Origin of the sequence: Phyllobacterium sp. LjRoot231 (assembly GCF_964253365.1) — a bacterium.
Taxonomy (GTDB): domain Bacteria; phylum Pseudomonadota; class Alphaproteobacteria; order Rhizobiales; family Rhizobiaceae; genus Phyllobacterium.
The window spans coordinates 4317244-4337647 of sequence record NZ_CAXUQT020000001.1 but is presented as its reverse complement, the minus strand read 5'-3'; the positions used below and the strand labels follow the sequence as shown (position 1 = coordinate 4337647).

Sequence of the window (20404 nt, the reverse complement as noted above, 5' to 3'; positions counted from 1 at the left end):
GATCAGCGCTCCCCTGTCACTTTGCGGCGGATGAAATTGTTGAAGAGAACGGCCAGCAGCAGCATGGAGCCGAGGAATACTTGGAACCAGTCCGAGTCGAATTTCGTGTAGGTCAGGCCGATCGAGACAAGACCGAAGATGATAGCGCCGAAGAAGGCGCCGATCGCCGAACCATAGCCGCCCGTCAGCAGGCATCCGCCAATCACGGCAGCGATGATCGCCTCGAATTCCTTCTGAAAGCCACGACGCGCGTCGGTCGAGCCGGCGTCCAGCACTGTGATGATGGCCACAAGCGCGGCGGCGCACGCCGTGAGCGCGAAGAGCCCCGTCTTCACACGGTCAACCGGCACGCCGGAGTTTCTCGCCGCATTGGGGTCGCCGCCGGCGGCAAAAACCCAGTTTCCGATCCGAGTCCGCAGAAGTACCCAAGTGGCAAGCCCGGCAATAGCGATGAACCAGACCACGGACACTGGCACGCCCGTGACTTTGGGAACGCCGTTGGCAAACTTCTCGATCAGGCCATGGGCCGCAAGCCAGCTGAAAAGATCCTGGAAGGCGACGCCTGAGAACAAGCGCTTCAAGAGACCGTCGCCGACGACCCCACTTATACCGCGAAGCTGCGTTGAGCCGCCTGTCGCCCATTTCAGGCCAACAAGGGTTAGACCTCGCAGAATGAAGAGGAAGGCAAGCGTGACGATGAATGACGGCAGCCGTGTCCTGATCACGATCTGTCCGTTCACCGCGCCCATGGCGGCTGCAAGCAGCATCGTGATGATAATGGAAATCCAGAGCGGTTGGCCGAAATTAGTCAGGGCCGCACCGAAGATCAGGCCTGCGAACGCGACCATCGAGCCGATCGAAAGATCGAACTCGCCACCAATCATCAGCAGAGCTGCCGCGATGGCGAGAATTCCCAGCTGTGAGGCTGGGGCCAGGATCGTCATCACACCTGAAAGCGAAAACATCGAACGGTCTGCGGTCAGAAAGAAGAACGTCACCACCAGGATGAGGCCAGCAACTGCGCCGAGCTCGGGCCGACGCATCATATGTGTGAGAAAGCCCACCTGTTTGATGCGCTCGTCGGAGTCTGACGCATCTCCTGTTTTTTGCTCGATCAAAGCCATGATACCTACCTCCCAATGGATGCAATTTGCCGAAGCGCCGAGGGCATTTCCTCACGAGGCACGTCGTCTGTCGAACACCCTCCTCGAAAGCGAGTATGGTGTTCGACGATCGTTTCTTTCGGCGGTCGTGGATTAACGGATGCCCTTTGCCGATAGTTCGACGACCTGGGCTGCCTTTTCCTTGGTGATCAGGTTCGGACCGGAAGGCACATTGCCGCCGGGGATCAGGCCGTATTTCGCATAGTTTGCGAGGAAGACGACAGGCAGATAACCCTGGAGGAACTGCTGCTGATCGATGGCGAAAGCGGCTTCTCCGGATGCGACGGCCTTCAAGAAGTCCGCCGAAAGGTCGAAGGTCGCAACTTTGACCTTGCCGGTCATGCCGGCATCGGCAACAGCTGCCAGCGACGGTTCACCGGCCGTGCTTGCGCCAAGCGCCATAACCGTGTCGATATCAGGATTGGAGCTGAGCGCTGCCTTCACCTTGGCCCGAACGTCTGCCGGATCGTTGGAGACGGGCAGGACCGTGACGGTGCTCGCGAAGCCGTCGGAGAAGCCTTGGCAACGCTGATCGAGGGAGACGTTGCCGACTTCCTGATTGACGCAGATGGCAGTCTTTCCGCCCATTTCCTTGAGCTTTTCACCTGCTGCCTTGCCGGCGCTGTATTCGTCCTGGCCGACATGGAGAAGCGCTCCGAGCGACTTCGAGACATCGGAGCCGGAATTGATGGAAATGACCGGAATGCCGGCAGCGACGGCCTTTTGGATCGATGGTCCCAATGCGGACGAATCGGGGATCGAGACGATCAGGCCTGCTGGTTTCTGGTTGACGGCTGCGTCGATCAGCTGGCTCATGGCCACCATGTCGAAGGTTTCTGGTGCCCGATAATCGATGCTGACACCGGCATCCTTGGCACCGGCGCTCACCCCGTTCTTGACAACGGACCAGAAGGGGTCGTTTGCCTGGCCGTGCGTTACGGCGATGATGTTGATATCCTGTGCGATGGCAACGCCAGATACAACGCCAAGCGCTCCAGCCAACGCAGCGCCCAGCACGATTTTACGAAGAAACGATTTCATAAGAACTCCTCCCAAAGAGTGTCCCGCACCTCCCAGCGCGAGAACCACCAAAAACGCCTCAGACGGCGCGTCCTCCAATTTGCTACCGGGTGCATACTCCTTGCTACCGGTAGCAAACGTGCATAGTAATAAGATTGTTGTTAAGAGAAATCAACCATTCATTTCGCGTTCCCGCAGAAATGGAATAAACGTTTCGAAACGGAGAAGTTCGATCATGAAGCGAGCGACGGCGCAGAACGTGGCGATGGAGGCCGGCGTTTCAAAGTGGACGGTCATCCGCGCATTTACCCCGGGTGCATCGATCACGGAAGCAAGCAAAGCCAAAGTGCTGGAGGCGGCAGAGCGACTCAATTATCGGCCGAACCTTTTGGCCAGGAGCCTTGCCACCAATTCCACACACCAGGTGGCGGTTCTCGTTGATGATTTTGCAAACCCGCACAAGCTTCCGTTTCTCGAAAAGCTGACCGCTAGCCTGCAGGCGGAGGGGCTCGTGACTATATTGATCAATATCAATCAGCATTACAGCCACGTGCATGCCATATTGAATGCCGACCAGCGGCAGGTTGATGCGATCGTGCTATTTGGGACAGCGTTTCGCGACGAGATGTTGACAGATCATAAGCTGGGGCGCGGTGGGCCGCCAATGTTTGTTCTTGCTCGAGACAGCCAGATCGAAGGTGTTCCCGCCATCTCCTGCGATGCCGCGGTGGCGATTGCGGCGATCGGCAAGCACCTATTGGAAAGGGGGTATCGGAGGCCGGGATTTATGGCCGGGGCGCGTACATTGTCTACGGCGCTTGGCAGGCGGAGGAACTTTAAGCAGTTCTGGCGAACCACTCTCGGCGTCGAACTCGTGGAGATGTCTGCCGAGCGCTACAGCGCAGAAGCCGGCGCGCAGGCCGCCCGGGACTATCTGTCCGAAGTTGCGCCGGAAGACCGGATCGATGTCCTCATGTGCGAAAACGATGCGCTCGCGTTCGGAGCGATGGATGTCGCCCGAAGCGAGTTCGGGTTACGTGTTCCCGCCGATCTCGCCATCGTGGGCTTCGATAACGCTGCCCCAGCGGCGTCACCAGCATACAGCCTGACAACCTATGAGCAGCCAACCGACCAAATGGTCAAAGCGGCAATAGACATGATTCTGGGAAGAGCACCGAGGGAGACAGTTAACTTCCAAGGCAAGCTAATGGTGAGAGATTCAGCCTGATTGATCAAACTATAGGATAGACTGAAACGGATTCGGGCGTGTCTACCGGAAGTCCGGCTAGTCGAGGTGCTATTTCGGGCAGCCGATTGAGAGGGATCGACAGGATCAGGATATCTACGTCCTCGACTGCCTGCTCGACTATCACCGCTCGTCGCCTGATGCGAACACCCCAGGATCGATTGTGTCGGGATCGCGAGAATTTGCTACCTTCATATCATACTCTGCCTTGCTCAGTTCCCGGACAAGCATTCTTCCAATATGGCCGACGCCAATTATACCGACTTTCATGATGTCTCCTGTATCACTCAAGCGGTCACGGCGCGGTTGCGGGCGACAATGTCATCGTGGGTCAGACTATCGCCTTTCTCCATGAACCCCTTGATCAAAGTTTCGCGGTTGTCGGCCGAGCGGGTTTGGTCAGCTTTTTCGAGCGCTACCCTCAGCTCATCAGCCGTCAGTTCCGTGCAATAGGCAGGGGTGCCGGGCTGCTGTCGCCACGAGTCCGCAAGGCTCCCTGCATCGAGGCCGTCGAAGCCCGTCGCCTCTACCAGTTCGATGACGCGCGACTTCTCTTCGAGGTCACCCCCCGCTACCGGGAGGGCGATGCGGCCGGGTTGCGACTTCTCTAGGCCCTTTTCGGCGAGGGTCGCAGCAAGCACCGCGTTCCAGGCTTTGATGATGGGTCGATTGATCTGCTCGGTGACCCAGACCGCTTCCGGTTTGCCATCATCGACGTCGCTGATCGCTCCGTCACGGAATGGGTAGTAGTTGGACGTGTCCACGACAACGACGTCCTCGGGAACGTTTTCAAACAACTTGGCAAGATCGCGGTGGGCTGAGAACGGGATGGAAAGGATCACAGTATCCACCCCGGTCACGGCTTCTTCCTTGGTCGTTGCCGTCGCACCCACTTCCGCAGCGAGGTCGTGGATCGATTCCGGGCCCTTGGAATTGGCAAGCTTGATTTCGTGACCTGCTGCCGCGAGCTTGCGTGCGAGTGTCGCGCCGATGTTCCCTGCGCCGATAATACCGATCTTCATATCATTTCCTTGCTGCGAGTATTGAATTCAACGGACCCCAACGGAGACGTGACTTGTTGTGCTCCGAAGAATAGGTATAGCTATCTGATACGGCAAGAACCGACTAAAAAGTGGGTAACCCACCTAGAGGTAAGTATGGCAATCGAAAGAGACTGGCGCTGCGACGACCCCGAGCAGCAAATGGTATGGGCAGCGGCAACCAGGGATGCTCTGCAGGTCCTTGAAGGGAAGTGGAAGATCGTCATCATCTGCCAGCTTTTCGCTGCCAAGGGGCCACTTAGATTTTCGGAACTCGAGAAGCGCGTCGAGGGCGTCAACCAGAAGATGCTCATTCAGCAACTCAAGGAGTTGGAGAAGGACGGTATCGTGACGAGAACCGTCTATCCCCAGGTTCCGCCAAGGGTCGAATATGCGCTAAGTGAGATGGGTATCGCACTCGGTCCATCCATGGCGGAACTCATTGACTGGGCCTTCATGCGACGTGACGCGCGCATCGCGGTGCCGCAGGATCCGGCGTGAGCAGTGAAACCATTCCGGTGACCGCCCGTTGTGCATCGCCCGATCATAAGTAAGACGCCGCTAACGGAAGAACCTTCACCAAGCGCCGTTCTTACCGAATTGATCGACCGCCCTCCGCGACGCAGGTTGTGGTTACCGCGTACGTCTTGTGGAGGACGAAATCTCGATCAGAGTTCGCTGCAGCGGAGGATCAGATGGAAGTCATTTCCAAAACCTGCGCAAAAGCAGACGAGAAGATTTTCAGGCGATCAAGCTCTATATTCGCGCAGCCGCGGCAGGCTTCCGCCTTGAGGCATTTTCGACGGTTGTCCAGAATTTCTCTGCCAATTCCGTCATCCTGCTTCTGGATCGGATCAGCACGATCTTGACCGGGACCATCCACTGCTCGTCGCCTGCGATCGCGAGCCTACCTTCTGGTTCCAGCTCAACAAACGCAAGGCTGCGCGGTATCCAAGCTACCCCTTTCCCCTCAAGTGCCAGCGCCTTCAAGACCATCGCTAAATGGGACGTAAATACGCGAGTCAGATGTAATTCGCTCTCAACGTTCGTTAGGTTGGCCGTCAGTATCCGGCCCATTCCTGATTTCTCATCGAACGACACATAAGGGATAGGGGTGGAGGGCGTGCCAGGCAGTTTATAGATGGGCGCCTCACCACTTCCTCTTTGTGCGACCGGGAGAAGAAGATCGCTGGCTAATTCGACATGTTCAAAGTCGGCTTCATGGAGACGGATTTCGCTCTTCGGATGGAAGTGGCAAAGGAGAAACTGTGCTCTGCCTTCCGCCATCATCTTTTCGCACTCATTCATATTGTCGGAAAGAAGCCGGATTGGCGCCGTCGATACCGACGAACCAAGACTTTGCACCCAACCAGGAAAAAAGGTGAAGGACAGAGCGTGCGTCGCTGCAAACGTCAGGGTCGCAGTGGCAGATCGTTCCTGACTCAAGTCGTGGGTTGCCCTCTCGATCCGTTGCAGGACATCATTTGCGGCATCAAGCATGATTACGCCTGCAGGCGTAATTCTGATGCGGTGCGTTGATCGATCTACCAAAACGGATCCGCTCCACTCTTCGAGAGCCTTTATCCGACGACCAAATGCGGGCTGCGTGATATTACGCATCTCCGCCGCCCTCGAAAAATTGAGGGTGTCGGCGAGAGCTCGCAAATCTAAAAGCCAGGCAGTATCCATCTCATCCTCTCACTTACGGCATCAATAGAAGCCGAAACGGCATTGGACCGTCAATCGCTTGTTAGCGAAGGTTTCGTTGAGGAGTGCCGTTGTTGGAGACGACGGCAATGGGAGGAAGAAATGAAGACACTATCGATCATAGTTGCATTTACGCTGTCCGTCACCTCGGTTTTTGCGGCCGATTACCCAGAGCGCAATATATTCATGGTGGTTCCCTACGCGGCGGGCGGGCCAACTGATACCATTGCTCGACTCACCGCAGCCGCGATGTCGAGGTCCCTCGGCCAGCAGATTGTCGTGGAAAACGTCGCAGGCGCAGGTGGAACAATTGGAGCCCGCCGTGTCGCGGACGCCGATGCAGACGGGTATACGATCCTCGTCCACCATATCGGAATGGCGACGGCTCCTGCACTTTACAGGCAGTTGCCCTATAAACCGACCGAAGCCTTTGAACCGATCGGCCTCGTCAGCGACGCCGCGATGACTGTGATCGCGCGCAACGAATTTCCCGCCGAGACATTTCAGGAACTTGTTGCGTACATCAAGCAGAACGGCACCAAGGTAAACTATGCCCATGCCGGGATCGGAGCGGCATCGCATCTCTGCGGCACGTTGTTCATGGCAACAATCGGAACGCAGATGACGACAGTTCCTTACAAAGGAAATGGCCCGATCATGACTGATTTGATCGGTGGCCAGATCGATATGACCTGTGACCAGGCAACGAATACTGTCGGGCCGATTACGCAGAAGCAAGTCAAAGCCTACGCGATCACGGGAGAAAAACGGGCTGACACACTGCCCGATCTGCCAACGACGACTGAGGCCGGATTGCCTGAATTCAAACTCGGCGTTTGGCATGGCTTATACGCGCCCAAAGGCACCCCGAAAGAAGTCGTAGACAAACTGACGTCCGCTCTTCAGGCCGCGATGGAAGACGCTTCCTTGAAAGAACGCTTCGCGCAGATCGCGACCATGCCGGCGACCAAGGAACAGGCCACCCAAGAAGCGCTTCGCATCAAGCTCGACACCGAAATCAAACGGTGGGATCCCATTATCAAGGCTGCCGGTCAGTTTGCAGATTAACGGTGATGGTTCGGCTGCGGGCGAGAGGCCGCAGTTGAACGGAGATCTTTCATGGATATCAAGAACATTGCCGCCTCCGGCGCGCTGCTGGCTGTCGGGATCGGGTTTGGCACTTCGTCCATATTTGCAATGGACGTCGGATCGACGCTCAGAATGGGGCCGGGCTATTTCCCTCTAATACTGTCCACCGTCATCACGGTGATCGGGGTCGTTATCGGCATAAAGGCCGTCACGGAGACAGAAACGTTTCGCCCGCAGATCCCACCCTGGCGGGCTCTGGCCGCGATCATCATCGCCCCTGTCCTGTTCGGCCTTACGGTCCGTGGCCTCGGGTTTGTTCCAGCGGTGGCGCTCACCACTTTGTCTGCTGCATCCGCGGTGACAGGGCAAAGACCGCACATCGTTCTTGCGATCACCTTGGGCATCACTGTGTTCTGTCTGGGCGTATTCTACTATGGCCTCGGGCTACCCGTCCGTCTTATCGGCCCCTGGTTGGGAGTTTAGGCTATGATGGACCTCATCAGTAATCTGGCGCTCGGCCTCAGCGCCGCTCTGACGCCCTACAACATTCTTTTCTGCTTTATCGGGACGCTGCTTGGAACGCTGGTCGGTGTGCTGCCTGGAATCGGCCCGACAGCAACGATTGCCATGCTTCTGCCGATTACTCTGTCGCTTTCGCCCGAAACATCACTGATCATGCTTGCCGGCATCTACTACGGCGCACAGTATGGCGGCTCGACAACGGCGATCCTCATCAATTTGCCTGGCGAGTCCTCGTCCGCCGTGACGGCTCTGGATGGATACCAGATGGCCCGACAGGGGAGGGCAGGGCCAGCGCTTGCAGCCGCAGCGCTGAGCTCGTTTTTTGCGGGCACCATTGCGACCGTGGTCGTGGCCGCCCTTGCGCCGCCCCTGACATCGATCGCCTTGAAATTCGGCTCGCCGGAGTATTTCGGCCTGATGGTCCTCGGGCTCGCCGCCTCTGTCGTACTTGCACGCGGATCGGTGCTGAAAACGATCGCAATGGTGTCGATGGGGCTCGTCTTTGGACTGGTGGGAACGGACATCAATACCGGGGCGATGCGCTTTACGGTTGGTCGACCGGAATTGGCGGACGGATTGAATTTCGTGGCCGTCGCCGTCGGTCTCTTCGGCATCGCTGAAATTCTGCGAAATCTGGAAACGACGATCGAGCGAACCGCCGTCGTCAAGCGTGTGACGGGTCTCTGGCCAAGTCGCGCAGATCTCAAGGCGATGATTGGGCCCGCATGCCGGGGCACATTGCTGGGTTCCGCTTTGGGCGTTCTTCCAGGAGGCGGAGCGATACTGGCGTCATTTGCGTCCTATGCGCTAGAGAAGAAAATCTCCAAGACTCCGGAACGCTTCGGCAATGGAGCCATCGAGGGAGTGGCGGGACCGGAGGCCGCAAACAATGCAGGGGCGCAGACGTCGTTCATACCGATGTTGACCCTTGGCGTGCCTGCCAATCCCGTCATGGCGCTTATGATTGGCGCAATGATCATCCAGGGCATCGTCCCCGGTCCGCAGGTCGCGACCGAACAACCCGTCCTGTTCTGGGGCCTCGTCGCCTCGATGTGGATCGGCAACCTGCTTCTGGTCATCCTCAATCTGCCATTGATCGGTCTGTGGGTTAAGCTTCTGACGGTTCCCTATACGGTGCTTTTTCCTGCGATCCTCGCGTTCGCCTCCATCGGTGTCTACAGCGTGAATTCCAACACGTTCGATCTCTATGTGATGGCAGGGTTCGGCGTGCTCGGCTACGGTTTGTCGAAACTGGATTTCGAGCCCGCGCCCATGCTGCTGGGGTTCGTCCTCGGTCCCCTGCTGGAGGAGCATCTTCGCAGGGCCATGACGATTTCGCACGGTGACATCTCTGTCTTTGTTACCCGGCCCATCAGCGCGGGGCTTCTGGCCGTCGCACTCATGGTGCTCATCATCGCATTTCTCCCAAACATCGCGAGACGTCGCAAAGAGGTCTTTGTCGAGGAAGACTGATCGAACTGGAGCACACCACCTTGGAAAACAGAACCAACCGAGTACACAAGATCGCCTCCATCGCTGGAGACGGGATCGGGAAAGAGGTCGTTCCCGAAGGCATCAGGGTTCTCGCAGCGGCATCGAAGAAGTTCGGCTTCGAGCTCCGGATCGATAGCTTCGAATTCGCCTCATGCGATTACTACGTGAAGCACGGACGGATGATGCCGGAGAACTGGAAGTCACAGATCGGTGGCCACGACGCCATTTTCTTCGGGGCAGTCGGCTGGCCGGAACTCGTCCCGGATCATATTTCGCTATGGGGTTCCTTGATCCAGTTCCGACGTGAATTCGACCAATACGTCAGTCTTCGGCCTGTGCGGCTGATGCCCGGCGTCATGTCCCCTTTAGCTGGGCGTGGCCCAGGCGATATCGACTTCTACGTCGTCCGTGAGAACACTGAAGGTGAATATTCATCGATCGGCGGACGCATCTTCCCAGGAACCGAGCGAGAAACTGTTCTCCAGGAAACGGTGATGACAAGGGTTGGCGTCGATCGAATCCTAAAGTATGCCTTCGATCTCGCTCAAACGCGACCACAGAGACGGCTTACCTCCGCGACGAAGTCAAATGGCATCTCCATCTCGATGCCGTATTGGGATGAGCGGGTAGAGGAAATGGCAAAGTCCTATCCAGATATCACTTGGGACAAATATCACATCGATATTCTCTGCGCCCATTTCGTGCTGAACCCCGACCGTTTCGATGTGGTCGTCGCATCAAACCTGTTCGGCGATATTCTTTCCGACTTGGGGCCAGCTTGCACGGGCACAATCGGCATCGCCCCTTCAGGAAACATCAACCCGGAGCGAAAATTTCCTTCCCTGTTTGAGCCCGTTCATGGAACGGCCCCGGACATCGCAGGCCAAGGGATTGCCAATCCTATCGGACAAATATGGTCGGCAGCAATGATGCTGGATCATCTCGGGGAGCACGAAGCCAGCGCCGCTGTGATGGCAGGCATCGAGACGGTTCTCGCCGATGAGAGGCTTCGGACGCGCGACCTCGGAGGAAAAGCGGACACCATCACATGCGGAAAGGCTGTTGCGGAAACCCTCAACTGAATTGCTCCGTTGTGGCAACCCGAATACGTTGCCACGTGCATTACTTGAAGCCAAATTTGCATTGCTCTGGAAATGCTCCGCAGAACGCTGTGGCTCGAGGAAATCCGTTCATTTCGATGCGGTTTCTGTCGATACCGAGAAGCTGAGAGCAACCGTACTATGCCGACATGGCACTAATACAAATCATACCGGCATTGGTTTGTCTTCGCTTGTTCTTCTACCAACGTTGCAGTCGCTTGTCCGATCGCTGCGGCGGTGCAGCAGTAGAGTGTAAGGAGGAGGTCAACATGGCACGACGGTTGCTAGGACAGCTATATATACAGGTACTTATCGGGATCGGCCTGGGTCGTCGTCGGACTTGTGTTCCCGGATTTCGCGACAAAGCTCCAACCGCTCGCAGACGGCTTCATCAAGCTGATCAAGATGCTTCTGGCCCCTGTCATCTTTGCGACGGTCGTGCTCGGCATCGCCAAGATGGGAGATATCAAGGAAGGGCGCTGTCGACCACGCCACCGTCGATGCCGTCATCGCCGAACAACGCGGGGCCATTCCCCGCCGGAACACCGCTGTCGCTCACGAAGCCCAGCGCTAATCTGACATCCAATCCTTATAAACGGAGATCAAAATGCGTATTGTAGACGTATGTGAAGTTACCAAGCCAATCGCGTCGCCCATCCGCAACGCCTATATCGACTTCTCGAAGATGACGGCTAGCCTTGTTGCCGTTGTGACCGATGTCGTCAAGGACGGACGCCGCGTCGTTGGCTATGGCTTCAACTCGAACGGCCGTTACGGCCAGGGCGGCCTGATCCGCGAGCGGTTCAAGGACCGCATTCTCGAAGCCTCCTCGGAAAGCCTTATGAACGACGCCGGGACGAACCTCGACCCGCATAAAATCTGGTCGACCATGATGATGAACGAGAAGCCCGGTGGTCACGGCGAGCGCTCGGTCGCCGTCGGAACGCTCGACATGGCGATCTGGGATGCCGTCGCGAAGATCGAAGGCAAACCTCTGTTCCGCATGCTGGCCGATATGAAGGGCCGTGAAGCAAACCCGAAGGTCTTCGTTTACGCCGCAGGCGGCTACTTTTATCCCGGCAAGGACAATAGCGCGCTGCGCAAGGAGATGCGGAGTTATCTCGACCGCGGCTACAACGTCGTCAAGATGAAGATCGGCGGCGCCTTGATCGACGAAGACCGTGCCCGCATCGAGTCCGTCCTCGACGAGATCGGTTCCGAGGCACGTCTGGCCGTCGACGCCAACGGCCGCTTCGACCTTGAGACGGGCATCGCCTATGCCAAGATGCTACGTGACTACCCGCTTTTCTGGTACGAGGAAATCGGCGACCCGCTCGACTATGCCCTGCAGGCGGCCATCTCCGAATTCTACGATGCCCCGATGGCGACAGGCGAGAATCTGTTCTCGCATCAGGATGCCCGGAACCTGCTTCGCTACGGCGGCATGCGCGCAGACCGCGACTTCCTCCAGTTCGATTGCGCCTTGTCCTACGGTCTTGTCGAGTACCTTCGCACGCTCGATGTCCTGCGACAGTTTGGCTGGTCCCCCTCACGCTGCATTCCGCATGGTGGTCACCAGATGTCCCTTAATATCGCGGCCGGCCTCGGCCTCGGTGGCAACGAGAGCTATCCGGACCTCTTCCAGCCTTACGGCGGCTTCCCGGACGGCGTGAAGGTTATCGACGGGCACATCACGATGCCGGAGCTGCCGGGTATCGGCTTCGAAGGCAAGTCTGACCTTATCAAGGTCATGCGCGAACTCGCCGAATAGTCGCGTACTCCCGGCGGGGCCTTTACGCCGCTCCCCCCGCTTTCTCTTCAAGGATGCCTGGCCATGATTGATGACTTCCGACAAGCTGCTCTCGACTATCAGCGTCATCCGCAGCCGGGAAAACTCGGCATTCAGACAACCAAGCGGATGGAAACGCAGCGCGACCTCGCGCTTGCCTATTCACCCGGTGTACGGCGATGTAATCACGCCGGACCCGGTCGACATCGAATATCCTGCACTTCTGGGGCAGCCGGCACCGCACCTGAGAGCCTATCCACCTGAAACTGTTGTGGCAGAGAAGTTCCAGGCCATGGTGGCGCTGGACATGCTCAATTCGCGCGTGAAGGGCTTCTTCGATCTCTGGGCCATCGCGGGCGCTTTCGCCTTTGAAGGAGAAGTTCTGACGCGGGCGATCCGAACGACCTTCGAGCGTCGTGAAACGCCGCTTCCCACCGAGACGCCGTTGGCGCTGACGGCGGGCTTTGCCGACGCAAAGCAAGTTCAGTGGGCGGCGTTTCTAAGACGGACCGAGATCGCTCTTGCACCGGAACCCCTTCCGGCAATCCAGGCGCGTATCGCCGCACTCGTTATGCCGCCGACGATCGCAGCGACTAAGTCTGGGCCTTTCAATGCACAGTGGGTCGCCGGTGGTCCCTGGATCGACGGATAGCATTTCGAGGTTGCACATAGAACTCTACGCGCAGCACGACGGTCTGTGCGCGACTATCAATGCAAGCCGGTGCAGAGGCCGATGGCATCGCTTTTCTGAGCGCGATATGGTTTGATGACGGTACTTTTAGAAGCAGATTCGGGCGCGTCGCCGGACTCCGAGAGATGCAAAAATCGTCCGATTGATCCCGATAGTTACTGAAACCACAGAAAAATTTTTGCGCCGATTTTCCCTTTGAAATCAAAAGTGTAGCATTTTGACAGGCTCAGCGTCGGAGTTTTCTAGCCATCAGAAAGTATTTGCAAGCAATTTCAATTGGTTATATGCTGTTTAAACAATAGAGTGGGAGTAGGGGTTTAGCGCGGCCTGGCGTAGGAAATCGTAGTCTGGCGTTGAAACTGCAACGGTTTTTCAGCAGTGCTGGCGCTATCCAAGATGCATCTCAATTGACCGTTGATCGCTCAAGCGATTGATTTAGTTAGATTTATCCGCCGGTGGTCACGGGCGGCGAAAGTGCGGCAGGCCTGTCTGACGGTACTTGCGGTGTGCGGTCCAACGTCTGAGAAAAGTACCGTCACCCCGCGTTCGGTCTGACGGTACTTTTTTGCGGATCAAGGCTTTGAAATCTAATGTGAAAGCTGCCCTGCACGTGACGTTTCCGCGCGAACGGTACTTTAGGTGGCGCCCTACAAAAGTTCAGTGGTGTCGGCCGCCATTCAGGGTCATGAAATGACATGCGTGCACGGCGGCTTCGCGCCAGGTGCAGATATTGATGTGAGTGCGGTTGAACGGCCGAAAGGGGGCCGCAAGCGGACCAGCGGCTTTCGGTGCCGCGACGTTCTAAAGCCGCCATTCCGACAGAGCTGTCTTGATATTACGCACGATCTTGAGCTTTCTGGCCGAAGATGCGGCCAGCGTCCGTTCTCAAAACATGCAGCTTGCGCAAGGGTTCAAGGGCGCGCTGTTGCCCGCACATTCGGGCAGCAGCTCAAACTCGGGCCCTTATCCGCCCCAGGTCATCCAACCCCGCTATAGCCTTCAGGCGACATCATCACCGCGTGCAATGCGCCTGACTTCACCAGCGGCTGCGTCGAGAATGCCTTGCGACAAACGCTCGTCTTCCATAATCCGCGAGAGCGTGACGGCACCCACCATAAGGGAGAGTATCGACATCGCCTTGCCGCTGGGATGCGGGCTCTGGGCGTCGTCCATCAGTTCATCCAGGATCTCAAAGTGAGCCCGGATACCATCCTCAAATGGACGCCTGACCTCTTCACTTTGCCGCGCCGCGTCCGATCCTAGCGCTACTATAGGGCAACCATCTGCCTTTTCTCCACGATGTCCCGGTGAGAGATAGAACTCGATCACCGCTTCGAGTGGATCGGAGCTGGTCGCTGCCGCTGTCGACCATCTGCGCGTGGCGCTTTCCATTGCGCGCCTTGATGCCAGGGCAGCAAGGTCGTCCTTGGACGAGAATTGCTTGTAGAACCCGCCTTGCGTAAGGCCTGCACCGTTCATCAGATCCTTAAGGCCAATCCCATCAAAGCCATGCTCTCGAAACAGACGGCTTGCGACATTGATCACCGTCTCGCGATTTTGTTCGGCTTGCGCGCGGCTCACTCTCATTTTGGCCTCCGATTAGATTTCATTTGACATCTATAGCGTAATTAGAGTTAGATCGCAATCTAATTTATTCCGACCATTGGTCAAGAAGAGAAGTTAAAATGAAACGCAAACATGTCCTGACTTTTGTGGGTCTCCTGGGAGTGGCCGCTGCTGGCGGTTTTTTCCTAGTTTCCGAATCGACCGAACGGAAAGCCGAGGCTGCGGATCCGAGGACAGTTGCACCACTGGTAAGGGTGGCAGAGGCGGAGAAGACTGCAACGGCAGAGCGGTCATTTACCGGCACCGTCGCGTCGCGGGTGCAGAGCAACCTCGGTTTCCGGGTGCCCGGCAAGATCGTCCAGCGGATGGTCGATGTGGGTCAGCAGGTGAGACAAGGCCAGGCCCTGATGCGCATCGATGAAACAGATCTCCAACTCGCGCTTACGGCAAAGCGCAATACGGTCATCGCAGCGCGTGCCGTCTTCATCCAGGTGGAAGCAGATGAGAAACGCTATGCGGCGCTGGTAAAAAGTGGATTGGCTGCCACCCCGCAGCGTTATGAACAGGCGAAAGCGGCGCTCGACACAGCCACTGCACAGCTAGCCGCGGCCGAAGCTGACGCCAAAGTCGCAGAAAATGCAGCCACCTATAGCGTTCTTCTTGCAGATTCGGATGGAACAGTCGTCGAGACGCTTGGAGACCCCGGACAGGTCGTGGCAGCGGGCCAGACGGTCGTTCAACTCGCGCAGGCTGGTCCTCGTGAAGCCGTTGTTTGGCTCCCTGAGACTTTGCGGCCCGATATAGGAGCCGAAGCGCTGGCAAGTGTCTACGGAGGCGGCGGTCTCAGCGGAAAAGCGCGCTTGCGACAGATTTCCGATGCCGCCGATCCGCAAACCCGTACTTACGAAGCGCGTTACGTCCTCGATGCCGCCGCCGCCTCTGCCCCGCTCGGTTCGACGGTGACGATTAAAATCCTGGACGCACACAGGCAGTCGGAGGTCGCTGTTCCGGTAGGCGCCATCCTGGACGACGGTAGCCGGACAGGTGTGTGGGTCATCAATGGCGCCACGTCGACGGTAAAGTTTACTCCTGTCGAGATCAAACGGATCGGTGAGGAGACGGCATTTATCACCGGTATTGGTATTGGTGAGAAGGTTGTCGCTCTCGGCGCGCATCTTCTGGAAAATGGCGCAACCGTCAGAATTGCCTCGCAGCAAGAGGCGACAAAATAATGAGCTTCAATCTATCAGCCCTCGCGGTTCGCGAACGTGCCATTACCTTATTCTTTATCGTTCTGCTGGCGGCTGCAGGCGTTTACGCCTTCGTCAAGTTGGGACGCGCCGAGGATCCTTCCTTCACCATCAAGACCCTGACGGTCACTTCAGTCTGGCCAGGTGCCACTGCGCGTGAAATGCAGGATCTTGTCGCTGAACCACTTGAGAAGCGCATCCAGGAACTGACCTATTATGACCGTGTCGAGACGACGACACGGCCTGGCTACGCCTTCCTCACCGTGACTTTGAAGGATAGTATGCCGCCTGCCGCCGTTGAAGAAGAGTTTTATCAGGCTCGCAAGAAGCTTAGCGACGAAGCCCGAAATCTCCCTCAAGGCGTCATTGGTCCCTTTGTCAACGATGAATATTCCGATGTGAGCTTCGGTCTTTATGCACTGAAGGCAAAGGGGATGCCAATGCGCGACCTCGTGCGACAGGCAGAGGTCATCCGTCAGGATCTCCTGCATGTTCCGGGCGTCAAGAAAATCAACATCCTCGGAGAGCGCCCCGAACAGATCTTCGTCGACTTTTCCTATGCCAAGCTCGCGACACTTGGAACATCGGCAACCGATATCGCCGCAGCTTTGCAGAGACAGAATACAGTCACGCCCGCCGGCTCCATCGACACGCGTGGGCCACAGGTCTTTATCCGTTTCGACGGAGCCTATAACAGCGTGCAGGCGATTGCCGATACGCCGATCGTAGCGGCTGGACGGACGCTAAAGCTCTCCGATTTAGCGGATGTGAGGCGCGGGTATGAGGATCCCGCGACCTACATCATCCGCCATGAGGGCGAGCCGACAATCATGTTGGGCGCAGTGATGCAACAGGGCTGGAATGGTCTTGATCTCGGCAAGGCGCTTGAAGCGCGGTCCGCCGCAATCGCGCAGACACTGCCGCTGGGCATGACGCTTACCAAAGTCAGCGATCAGGCCGTCAACATCGACGAGGCGGTCGGCGAATTCATGCTCAAGTTCGCAATGGCGCTTGGCGTCGTGCTGTTCGTGAGCCTGGTCGCCTTAGGCTGGCGCGTCGGCATCGTTGTGGCGCTTGCTGTGCCGCTGACGCTTGCCGTCGTCTTCCTCATCATGCTGGAAACCGGCCGGTTCTTCGATCGTATCACGCTCGGCGCGTTGATCCTTGCGCTGGGCCTTCTCGTGGACGACGCCATCATCGCCATCGAGGTGATGGTGGTGAAGATGGAGGAGGGCATGGACCGCATCAAGGCGGCCGCTTATGCATGGAGCCATACGGCGGCGCCGATGCTGTCCGGCACCCTCGTGACAATCATCGGACTGATGCCCGTGGGCTTTGCAAGATCGACGGCTGGTGAATATGCCGGAAACATCTTCTGGGTGGTGGGATTTGCGCTGATCGTTTCGTGGGTCGTTGCCGTGACCTTTACTCCGTACCTCGGGGTGAAAATGCTGCCGGAGATCAAACCGGTCGAGGGCGGACATCACGCCATCTATGATACTCCGAACTACCGTCGCCTGCGCGCGCTCATCGAGTTCGCGGTTCGCCATAAATTCATGACGTGCGCAGTGGTTGGCATCACGATGGCTGTCTCGGTCATGGGGATGGGAGGTGTAAAACAGCAGTTCTTCCCGACATCGGATCGGCCTGAAGTGCTAATCGAAGTTCGCATGCCCGAAGGCACAAGCATCGAGACCACGACAGCCGCCGTGGAGAAAGTCGAGGGCTGGCTGCAAACTCAGCCGGAAGCAAAAATCGTCACCAGCTATGTAGGGCAGGGTGCGCCGCGCTTCTTCTTTGCCATGGCACCTGAATTGCCCGACCCTGCGTTCGCCAAGGTCGTTGTGCTCACCCCCGATGCTCACGCACGCGAGGCTTTGAAGCACCGCCTTCGAGCCGCCGTTTCGGACGGGCTTGTGCCTGAGGCATCGGTGCGTGTAACGCAGCTTGTCTTTGGACCCTACACGCCATTTCCGGTCGAGTTTCGGATCATGGGACCAGATCAGGATGAACTCTACAAGATTTCCGAGCAGGCTCTTGCTATCATGAAAAGTGTTCCAGATGTCCGACAGGCCAACCGAGATTGGGGCAACCGAACTCCGGTGCTGCGGTTTGTCCCCGACCAGGATCGGCTAAATCTGATCGGTCTCTCGCCCTCTGAGGCAGCCCAGCAGATGCAGTTGCTGCTTAGCGGCATCCCTGTCACCCAGGTGCGCGACAACATCCGCAACGTCCCCGTTGTCGCACGTAGCGCAGGTGACAACCGGCTTGATCCTTCAAGGTTGGGCGATTTCTCGCTCATGAGCAGGGATGGCCGTCAGGTCCCCCTTGATCAGATCGGCCATTCCGAGATCCGGTTTGAGGAGCCGATCCTGAAACGCCGCGACCGCACCCCTGTGATCACGATACGCTCTGACATCAACGAGGCGACACAACCCCCGGAGGTCTCACAGCAGGTCATGAAGGCCCTTCAGCCACTGATCGCATCGCTTCCCGTCGGGTACCGCATCGAAATGGGCGGCAACATCGAGGAATCCCTCAAGGCCAATGTCGCACTCGTCAAGATATTCCCGGCCATGATTGCAGCGATGTTGATCGTCATCATCCTCCAGGTTCGCAGCCTGTCAACGATGACGATGGTCATGTTGACTGCGCCACTCGGACTTGCCGGGGTGGTCCCGACGTTGCTTCTCTTCAATCAGCCTTTCGGCTTCAACGCCATTCTCGGATTGATAGGATTGGCAGGTATCCTCATGCGCAACACGTTGATCTTGACAGAACAAATCAAGGAAAATCAAGCTGCCGGTCTCGATGACTATCACGCGGTCATTGAAGCCACTGTGCAACGTACACGTCCTGTCATTCTGACCGCGCTTGCTGCGATCCTTGCCTTCATACCTTTGACCCATTCGGTGTTCTGGGGATCGATGGCCTATACGCTGATTGGCGGAACGGCGGCAGGTACCGTGATGATCCTCCTCTTCCTTCCGGCACTGTACGCTGTGTGGTTCCGGATCAAGCCGATCGCGGACGAGGTGTCCAAGCCTGCTGTGCTGGCAGACGCACTGGAAGTGAACATGCCAAGGGCAGCAGAATAGATGGATTTGTAGGCGGAGCTCTCTCGGAGCTTACGAAAGGACAGGTAATGAAAATCGGAATCATAGGTGCTGGAAATATCGGTGCTACTTTGGCGAGAAAGCTCGTGGCCAGTGGCCATGACGTCAACTACCTGCCGCCCATGTCGTTCCTCGATACCCTGCCGCTCAATGAGATCGTTCGCGAGGAAGTCGGCACGCTGCGCAAGTTTCCCGAGGATTGGGAGGAGCAGATGGCGGCCGCAGGGGACGATCAATCGCCCAGCTTCCACTCCCAGCTCACATAGAAGTCCCGGCATATTCTGTCGCGCTGCGCGGCGTCTGGCTTTCCACCGGTATGAAAGCCGAAGTTCGTACAATCGAGTGGCAGTAGAGGGGAATCGGCGGCAATATCGTGGATTCGGCGGAGAAATTAGCCGCCGCTACAAGCTACTCGCTACCATTCGGTCGCTATCGAACTCCTTTCAAACAACACTATTGATCGGCGCACGCAAGACCGCCCAAGCCTTACTTCCCGAATGAGTTTGAGAAGGTCGATGTGGAAAATCACAACAGCGTTGTTACCCGATGTGGCGTGCGTGGCCGACGACCGGAATCGATTCGCAACTGCCCTATCGGAGAAAATGCGGGAAATCGACGCCCCTGTCCGAATAGAGAATACGAAATGCGACGGATGTCTATAAGGCGGTCAAGCTAATTTATGCACAGGCGATCGCTGCCTGTGCGGACAGGTCGCGATGCACTCTAACCAGGATATGATGTTGTTCACAAACTACGGTAGACTGGGCTTTGATCATCCCTCGTTATGAAGGAGGCAGCTGATGAGCGATACGACCGAGACTGAGTTCGACTACGCGGTCGGCGTCCAGCGCTACCGCGGTCTACTCTTGAAGGCTTTGGGCGGGCAAGCGAAGGCCTCTGTGGTACTGTTACCGGATTGGCGCGGGCAGAGTGCTCTTGCCCGCGATCACGCGGGCCACTTGGTCGCGTTGGGCTGCGTGGTCACGATCGCTGATCTCTACGGCGAAGGTTTCAGCCCAGACAGTCCGGATCAGGTCGGACCGATGGTGAAGCGGCTGATCGAACACCGCGACCAAGGGGTCGCCGCGCTTGCCGCGTGCGTGGAGCGATTGCGGCGGGAAGTTCCAGTCGGCACACCGATGCTATGCCTAGGCTACAGCGCCGGCGGAATGGTGGCGCTGGACTATGGCCGCAGCGGCGCGGATGTTGCCGGGGTTATCCTATGCTCTGCACTGCTGAAAACCGCAGCGGAGGGAATGGACACCCGCATTCGTCCGCCGGTGCTGATCCTGCAGGGCACGCAGGATCAGGTTTCGCCGATGGAAACGATTGCTGCGGTCATCGCGGAGATGGATGTCGCCGGCAATGATGTACGCTTCGAGCTCTATAGCCAAACGCATCATGCGTTCGACAATCCGGAAGCAGGCACCGATCCCAATGCCCGCCTCGTCTATTCACCCACTTCGGCGCGGCGCGCAAAGGATGCGATCGCGGCCTTCCTGACCGAGGTGACCGAGCGGCCCTGAGGAATATTGTTGTTCGGCATCACGATGCAAGCGGCTGGTCGCAAGACGTCGCGATCGCAGCACAGAACGCGTCCGCCGCATATTT

At 57.4% G+C, this 20404-nt stretch carries 17 protein-coding genes and 2 pseudogenes; 13 read left to right on the top strand and 6 right to left on the bottom strand.

The genetic code is table 11. The annotated features are described in order from the left end of the window. Positions 1-2: 2 nt before the first annotated feature. Positions 3-1124: an ABC transporter permease gene (locus ACSQ3H_RS21695; RefSeq protein WP_436118948.1), complete on the bottom strand. Its 1122-nt coding sequence runs from the start codon at positions 1122-1124 to the stop codon at positions 3-5. A gap of 132 nt (positions 1125-1256) precedes the next feature. Next, positions 1257-2204, bottom strand: a complete 948-nt coding sequence (locus ACSQ3H_RS21690) for a sugar ABC transporter substrate-binding protein (protein ID WP_436118947.1) — start codon at positions 2202-2204, stop codon at positions 1257-1259. A 214-nt stretch (positions 2205-2418) separates the two neighbouring features. Between ACSQ3H_RS21690 and ACSQ3H_RS21685 the strand changes: the two genes are divergently transcribed. Further along, the gene (locus ACSQ3H_RS21685; protein WP_436118946.1) at positions 2419-3411 is read left to right on the top strand and encodes a LacI family DNA-binding transcriptional regulator; all 993 of its coding nucleotides are present in this window, start codon (positions 2419-2421) and stop codon (positions 3409-3411) included. Positions 3412-3552: 141 nt separating this feature from the next. Here ACSQ3H_RS21685 and ACSQ3H_RS21680 read toward each other — a convergent pair whose 3' ends face one another. Both ACSQ3H_RS21680 and ACSQ3H_RS21675 read right to left on the bottom strand, forming a co-directional pair. Continuing rightward, positions 3553-3699 (bottom strand): NAD(P)-binding domain-containing protein, encoded by a 147-nt coding sequence (locus ACSQ3H_RS21680; RefSeq protein ID WP_436118945.1) that lies wholly within the window; start codon positions 3697-3699, stop codon positions 3553-3555. Positions 3700-3716: 17 nt separating this feature from the next. Then, positions 3717-4451 (bottom strand): NADPH-dependent F420 reductase, encoded by a 735-nt coding sequence (locus tag ACSQ3H_RS21675; RefSeq protein WP_436118944.1) that lies wholly within the window; start codon positions 4449-4451, stop codon positions 3717-3719. A 135-nt stretch (positions 4452-4586) separates the two neighbouring features. On the opposite strand from ACSQ3H_RS21675, the gene ACSQ3H_RS21670 reads away from it, so the two are divergent. Beyond that, positions 4587-4970, top strand: a complete 384-nt coding sequence (locus ACSQ3H_RS21670) for a winged helix-turn-helix transcriptional regulator (RefSeq protein WP_436118943.1) — start codon at positions 4587-4589, stop codon at positions 4968-4970. A 255-nt stretch (positions 4971-5225) separates the two neighbouring features. Here the strand turns inward: ACSQ3H_RS21670 and ACSQ3H_RS21665 are convergent, their stop codons facing one another. Next, entirely contained in the window at positions 5226-6158 is a 933-nt protein-coding gene (locus ACSQ3H_RS21665) for a LysR family transcriptional regulator (protein ID WP_436118942.1), read from the bottom strand. A 120-nt stretch (positions 6159-6278) separates the two neighbouring features. Here ACSQ3H_RS21665 and ACSQ3H_RS21660 point away from each other — a divergent pair, with 120 nt between their 5' ends. The 7 genes and pseudogenes from ACSQ3H_RS21660 (at position 6279) to ACSQ3H_RS21630 (ending at position 12822) form a co-directional block, all read left to right on the top strand. Next, on the top strand, positions 6279-7244 hold the full coding sequence (locus ACSQ3H_RS21660; RefSeq protein WP_436118941.1) for a tripartite tricarboxylate transporter substrate-binding protein: 966 nt from the start codon (positions 6279-6281) through the stop codon (positions 7242-7244). 51 nt (positions 7245-7295) lie between these two features. Beyond that, a complete protein-coding gene (locus tag ACSQ3H_RS21655; RefSeq protein ID WP_436118940.1) occupies positions 7296-7748 on the top strand; it encodes a tripartite tricarboxylate transporter TctB family protein in 453 nt (150 codons plus the stop codon). Positions 7749-7754: 6 nt separating this feature from the next. Further along, on the top strand, positions 7755-9260 hold the full coding sequence (locus tag ACSQ3H_RS21650; protein WP_436119529.1) for a tripartite tricarboxylate transporter permease: 1506 nt from the start codon (positions 7755-7757) through the stop codon (positions 9258-9260). Positions 9261-9280: 20 nt separating this feature from the next. Further along, positions 9281-10363: a tartrate dehydrogenase gene (locus ACSQ3H_RS21645; RefSeq protein ID WP_436118939.1), complete on the top strand. Its 1083-nt coding sequence runs from the start codon at positions 9281-9283 to the stop codon at positions 10361-10363. Positions 10364-10650: 287 nt separating this feature from the next. Beyond that, positions 10651-10852 (top strand): annotated as a pseudogene (locus tag ACSQ3H_RS21640) (cation:dicarboxylate symporter family transporter); the annotation flags it as partial. 136 nt (positions 10853-10988) lie between these two features. After that, the gene (locus ACSQ3H_RS21635; RefSeq protein ID WP_436118938.1) at positions 10989-12152 is read left to right on the top strand and encodes a mandelate racemase/muconate lactonizing enzyme family protein; all 1164 of its coding nucleotides are present in this window, start codon (positions 10989-10991) and stop codon (positions 12150-12152) included. A gap of 187 nt (positions 12153-12339) precedes the next feature. Beyond that, entirely contained in the window at positions 12340-12822 is a 483-nt protein-coding gene (locus ACSQ3H_RS21630; RefSeq protein WP_436118937.1) for a nucleotidyl transferase AbiEii/AbiGii toxin family protein, read from the top strand. 1038 nt (positions 12823-13860) lie between these two features. Here the strand turns inward: ACSQ3H_RS21630 and ACSQ3H_RS21625 are convergent. Continuing rightward, the gene (locus ACSQ3H_RS21625) at positions 13861-14448 is read right to left on the bottom strand and encodes a TetR/AcrR family transcriptional regulator (protein WP_436118936.1); all 588 of its coding nucleotides are present in this window, start codon (positions 14446-14448) and stop codon (positions 13861-13863) included. Positions 14449-14546: 98 nt separating this feature from the next. On the opposite strand from ACSQ3H_RS21625, the gene ACSQ3H_RS21620 reads away from it, so the two are divergent. From ACSQ3H_RS21620 to ACSQ3H_RS21605, 4 genes and pseudogenes are all read left to right on the top strand, one after another. Then, on the top strand, positions 14547-15659 hold the full coding sequence (locus ACSQ3H_RS21620) for an efflux RND transporter periplasmic adaptor subunit (protein WP_436118935.1): 1113 nt from the start codon (positions 14547-14549) through the stop codon (positions 15657-15659). Then, positions 15659-18775 (top strand): efflux RND transporter permease subunit, encoded by a 3117-nt coding sequence (locus ACSQ3H_RS21615; protein WP_436118934.1) that lies wholly within the window; start codon positions 15659-15661, stop codon positions 18773-18775. The genes ACSQ3H_RS21620 and ACSQ3H_RS21615 overlap by 1 nt, the downstream gene beginning before the upstream one ends. 47 nt (positions 18776-18822) lie before the next feature. After that, positions 18823-18900: pseudogene (locus ACSQ3H_RS21610) on the top strand (NAD(P)-binding domain-containing protein); the annotation flags it as partial. 693 nt (positions 18901-19593) lie between these two features. Further along, on the top strand, positions 19594-20319 hold the full coding sequence (locus tag ACSQ3H_RS21605; RefSeq protein ID WP_436118933.1) for a dienelactone hydrolase family protein: 726 nt from the start codon (positions 19594-19596) through the stop codon (positions 20317-20319). Positions 20320-20404: the final 85 nt, after the last annotated feature.

What these genes read in the sequence shown, in the direction of transcription:
- ACSQ3H_RS21695 (WP_436118948.1), bottom strand. Translation starts at nt 1,124, where the DNA reads ATGGCTTTGATCGAGCAAAAAACAGGAGATGCGTCAGACTCCGACGAG.
- ACSQ3H_RS21690 (WP_436118947.1), bottom strand. Translation starts at nt 2,204, where the DNA reads ATGAAATCGTTTCTTCGTAAAATCGTGCTGGGCGCTGCGTTGGCTGGA.
- ACSQ3H_RS21685 (WP_436118946.1), top strand. Translation starts at nt 2,419, where the DNA reads ATGAAGCGAGCGACGGCGCAGAACGTGGCGATGGAGGCCGGCGTTTCA.
- ACSQ3H_RS21680 (WP_436118945.1), bottom strand. Translation starts at nt 3,699, where the DNA reads ATGAAAGTCGGTATAATTGGCGTCGGCCATATTGGAAGAATGCTTGTC.
- ACSQ3H_RS21675 (WP_436118944.1), bottom strand. Translation starts at nt 4,451, where the DNA reads ATGAAGATCGGTATTATCGGCGCAGGGAACATCGGCGCGACACTCGCA.
- ACSQ3H_RS21670 (WP_436118943.1), top strand. Translation starts at nt 4,587, where the DNA reads ATGGCAATCGAAAGAGACTGGCGCTGCGACGACCCCGAGCAGCAAATG.
- ACSQ3H_RS21665 (WP_436118942.1), bottom strand. Translation starts at nt 6,158, where the DNA reads ATGGATACTGCCTGGCTTTTAGATTTGCGAGCTCTCGCCGACACCCTC.
- ACSQ3H_RS21660 (WP_436118941.1), top strand. Translation starts at nt 6,279, where the DNA reads ATGAAGACACTATCGATCATAGTTGCATTTACGCTGTCCGTCACCTCG.
- ACSQ3H_RS21655 (WP_436118940.1), top strand. Translation starts at nt 7,296, where the DNA reads ATGGATATCAAGAACATTGCCGCCTCCGGCGCGCTGCTGGCTGTCGGG.
- ACSQ3H_RS21650 (WP_436119529.1), top strand. Translation starts at nt 7,755, where the DNA reads ATGGACCTCATCAGTAATCTGGCGCTCGGCCTCAGCGCCGCTCTGACG.
- ACSQ3H_RS21635 (WP_436118938.1), top strand. Translation starts at nt 10,989, where the DNA reads ATGCGTATTGTAGACGTATGTGAAGTTACCAAGCCAATCGCGTCGCCC.
- ACSQ3H_RS21625 (WP_436118936.1), bottom strand. Translation starts at nt 14,448, where the DNA reads ATGAGAGTGAGCCGCGCGCAAGCCGAACAAAATCGCGAGACGGTGATC.
- ACSQ3H_RS21620 (WP_436118935.1), top strand. Translation starts at nt 14,547, where the DNA reads ATGAAACGCAAACATGTCCTGACTTTTGTGGGTCTCCTGGGAGTGGCC.
- ACSQ3H_RS21615 (WP_436118934.1), top strand. Translation starts at nt 15,659, where the DNA reads ATGAGCTTCAATCTATCAGCCCTCGCGGTTCGCGAACGTGCCATTACC.
- ACSQ3H_RS21605 (WP_436118933.1), top strand. Translation starts at nt 19,594, where the DNA reads ATGAGCGATACGACCGAGACTGAGTTCGACTACGCGGTCGGCGTCCAG.